3 protein-coding genes are annotated in these 3,510 nt (G+C 66.6%); 1 reads left to right on the forward strand and 2 read right to left on the reverse strand.

Annotation, left to right across the window (positions count from 1 at the left end):
• Positions 1-232 precede the first annotated feature (232 nt).
• Positions 233-1,084, reverse strand: coding sequence for a LysR family transcriptional regulator (locus AC628_RS40565; protein WP_074132388.1), 852 nt, complete (start codon positions 1,082-1,084; stop codon positions 233-235).
• Positions 1,085-1,189: 105 nt separating this feature from the next.
• Between AC628_RS40565 and AC628_RS40570 the strand changes: the two genes are divergently transcribed.
• A complete protein-coding gene (locus tag AC628_RS40570; RefSeq protein ID WP_074132384.1) occupies positions 1,190-2,203 on the forward strand; it encodes a bile acid:sodium symporter family protein in 1,014 nt (337 codons plus the stop codon).
• A 160-nt stretch (positions 2,204-2,363) separates the two neighbouring features.
• Here the strand turns inward: AC628_RS40570 and AC628_RS40575 are convergent, their stop codons facing one another.
• Complete coding sequence (locus tag AC628_RS40575; RefSeq protein ID WP_074132386.1) at positions 2,364-3,293, reverse strand: glycine/sarcosine/betaine reductase selenoprotein B family protein; 930 nt, start codon at positions 3,291-3,293, stop codon at positions 2,364-2,366.
• Positions 3,294-3,510 lie beyond the last annotated feature (217 nt).

The following is a 3,510-nucleotide window of genomic DNA, read 5'->3' on the forward strand; positions in this document are numbered from 1 at the left end:
CCTCCACAGCACTGCTCTCCCTGAAAGGCATCGTCCGATCCTCCCTCGAATCAGACGAAGCTTTGCCTGTCAGGAATCAACCCGGTCTAAAACGTCAGGACTCAGCCCGGTTCGTACCTCCGCGAGTCGCATCGCGGAGAGAGCCCCCACCCGGATCGCATGCGATCCGACCTCCCCCGCAAGCGGGAGAGGTGCAGCGAGTCTGCCGCAGGGCCGATCTACACTACCGCGCCTAAGGTCGCAGCCGGCCGCCATGCGCAGTGATGGCCTGCGCCAGTTCGACGGCCGGGCCGCGCTTGGTCCGTCGTGCGGTGCGGACCACGAATTCGACGCTGCCGAGCGGCGGCAGGCCTGTCGCCGGCATTGCTTCGAGACCGTCCGGGATCAGGCCCTGCGCCTGCGGGGTAATGCCGAGACCGGCAAGTGCTGCGGCGCGCAGGCCGCTGAGGCTGCCGCTGGAGCAGACGATGCGCCACGGCCGTCCGAAGCGCTCCATAGCCTCCAGCACGACGCTGCGGCTGACGCTCGGCGGCGCGTAGAGGATCAAGGGCAATGGCTGCTCGGGATCGAGCTGCGTGCCCGGCGCGCCGGTCCACACCAGGCGGTCCTGCCACACCAGCTGTCCCGGTGCGTCGCCGGGACGCCGCTTGCCGAGCACGAGGTCGAGCTCGCCGGCATCGAGCTGCTGGTACAGCACGGCGCTGAGGCCGATCGTCAGCTCGAGATCGACCTGCGGGTGGCGGCGGACGAAATCGCGCAGCAGATCGGGCAGACGGGAGCTCGCAAAATCCTCCGCGGCGCCGAACCGGACCTTGCCGCGCACCTGCGAGCCCGCGAAGTAATCCCGGGCCCGCGCATTGGCCTCGAGGATCGGCCGCGCAAAACCCGTCATCGCCTCGCCGTCGGCGGTGAGCACCACCGAATGGGTGTCGCGCACGAACAGGCGGCGGCCGGCCTCGGCCTCGAGCTTGCGGATGTGCTGGCTCACCGTCGACTGCTTCAGGCCGAGCCGGCGGCCGGCCTCGGTGAAGTTCTGCGTCTGCACCACGGTGAGGAAGGTCTCTAACTGGGTCGGGTCGAGCATGGCGGCCATCCGTCATTACATAACGTAATGACAATAACATCGGTAAGCGCGGTTCACAATTAGTCTCGCGGGGAGCACCTTTCAGTCAAGGAAAAGGAACCTGCCATGACCATCAGCCGTCTCCGATCATTCGTGCCTGTCGACCCCTACATCGTCGCCATCGTCGGGATGGTCGGCCTCGCCACGCTGCTGCCGCTGCACGGGCAGGGCACCGTGATCGGCGGCTACGCCACTGATGCTGCGATCGCGCTGCTGTTCTTCCTCCACGGTGCTCGCCTCTCGACGACCGAGGCGCTGGTCGGCGCCCGGCACTGGAAGCTGCATCTCGTGATCTTCCTGTCGACCTTTGCCCTGTTCCCGCTGCTCGGGCTCGCGGCGCATTGGCTGGCGCCGCATCTGTTGACGCCGGCGCTGTGGGCGGGCGTGATCCTGATCTGCATTCTGCCGTCGACGGTGCAGTCGTCGGTCGCCTTCACCTCGATCGCGCATGGCAACGTGTCGGCGGCACTGTGCTCGGCGACCGCCTCCAACCTGCTCGGCATCGTCGCGACGCCTCTCTTGGCAGGTGTGCTGCTCTCCAGCCATGGCGGGTTCTCGGGCAATGCCGCGCTCGACATCGTCGTGCAGTTGCTGCTGCCGTTCGTGGTCGGGCAATTGTCGCGGCCGCTGATCGGCGGCTTCGTCGCGCGGCACCATGCGATGCTCGGCCTGGTCGATCGCGGCTCGATCCTCCTGATCGTCTACACCGCGTTCAGCGACGGCGTCAGCCACGGCATCTGGCACCAGGTCAACGCGACGCAGATGGCCATCGTGCTCGGCCTCGATGCGCTGCTGCTCGCGGTCGTGCTGCTGATCACCAGTTTCGGCAGCCAGTTGCTCGGCTTCTCGCGCGCCGACCGCATCGCCATCATGTTCTGCGGCTCAAAGAAGAGCCTGGCGAGCGGGTTGCCGATGGCGAGCGTGCTGCTCGCCGGCCAATCCGTCGGGCTGATCGTGCTGCCGCTGATGCTGTTTCACCAGATCCAGCTGATGACCTGTGCAGCGCTCGCGCGGCGTTATGCGGGGGCCAGCGAACCGAATTCTGGCGCTGCCGTCCCTGCGCTTGTCGAAGCGCACTGAGTGGAAGCATTTGCCTCCGCTGTCGTCCCCCGGCTTGACCGGGGGACCCAGTACGCCGCGGCTTCTCCGTCTTCACAAACGTCTCTGGAATACTGGATCGCCCGGTCGAGCCGGGCGATGACACCGTTATTTTGGCGAGCGATAGACGCAACGCCCGGTGCTAGGCGACGCGCAGGCCCTTGGCGATTTCCTTCTGCGCGTCGAACTCACGGCGCAGCCTCGCCAGCTCTTCGGCACTCAAGGCGTCGGCGTTGCTGTAGTCGCGCTTCCAGGACGCATCCGCGCTCCAGCGCAGCGGCGACTGCACGGTGGTCTGCGGACCCGGTGCGGATTCCAGCACGCGCAACGCGAGCTCCAGCGTGAAGGCCTGCGAGGCCTCGTCATGTGGCTTGCCGGCGGAATTGCCGAGCGGGAAATCGGAGAACAGGAAGCGTGGTACCGCCGCGTGCTCGACGATATCCTTGGCGCAGCCCATCACGACGGTCGGGATGCCGTTGGCTTCGAGATGCCGCGCCACCAGGCTGACGGTCTGGTGGCAGACCGGGCAGTTCGGCACCAGCACCGCGGCGTCGACCTTGTCGTCGCGGCAGCGCTTGAGGATCTCGGGCGCGTCGGTCTCGATGGTGACACGGTGGCTGCGGTTGGTCGGCGCGCCGAAGAAGCGCGGTGCGACTTCGCCGATCTTGCCTTCGGCAGCGAGGCGCTTGAGTTGCGCCAGCGGGAACCAGGTGCCGCTGTCGGTCGCCGTGGTGTGGGTGCGGTCATAGGCGATGTGCGAAATTCGCAGATCGTGTGGCTGCGACGTATCGCCGTCATAGACCGAATAGAATTTTGCCCCGCCATTGTATTTCGCGCCGGGACCCTGGTCGCCCTTGGCCGTATCGAACGGCGCCGCCGTCGTGATGATGGCGACCCGGGACCGGTTCAGCGGCTTCTTCAGGGGCTGGAACGGTGCAGAGGTGTAATGCGCCCAGCGGTAGGGGGTAGTGTAGCCGATCGCCGCGTAATAATCGCGGGTCCGCTTCATGTAGCCGATCGGGGCGTCGTCGTCGGGGGCAAAGCCGAGTTGATCGTCCGTTGCTGCGGCCATTTTGCGCTCCCTTTTGCGCGCCATCATTTCAGTCCATAGCTAGACCACGAGCTTGCGGTGTCAAGCCGCGTTGCGCGGGAACAGATTTGCCATGCGAACAGGTCTTTGCACCGCATTGGTCCTGCTTGTGATGCTGGTGCCGACGCTCGGCACCGGCGCGGAGGACGCGCCTGCCGCAGCCCCGGCGACGCCGCCAGGTGCCGAGCCGCCCGCGACG

It is taken from the genome of Bradyrhizobium sp. NAS96.2, from assembly GCF_001908235.1.
In the GTDB taxonomy this organism is placed as follows: domain Bacteria; phylum Pseudomonadota; class Alphaproteobacteria; order Rhizobiales; family Xanthobacteraceae; genus Bradyrhizobium.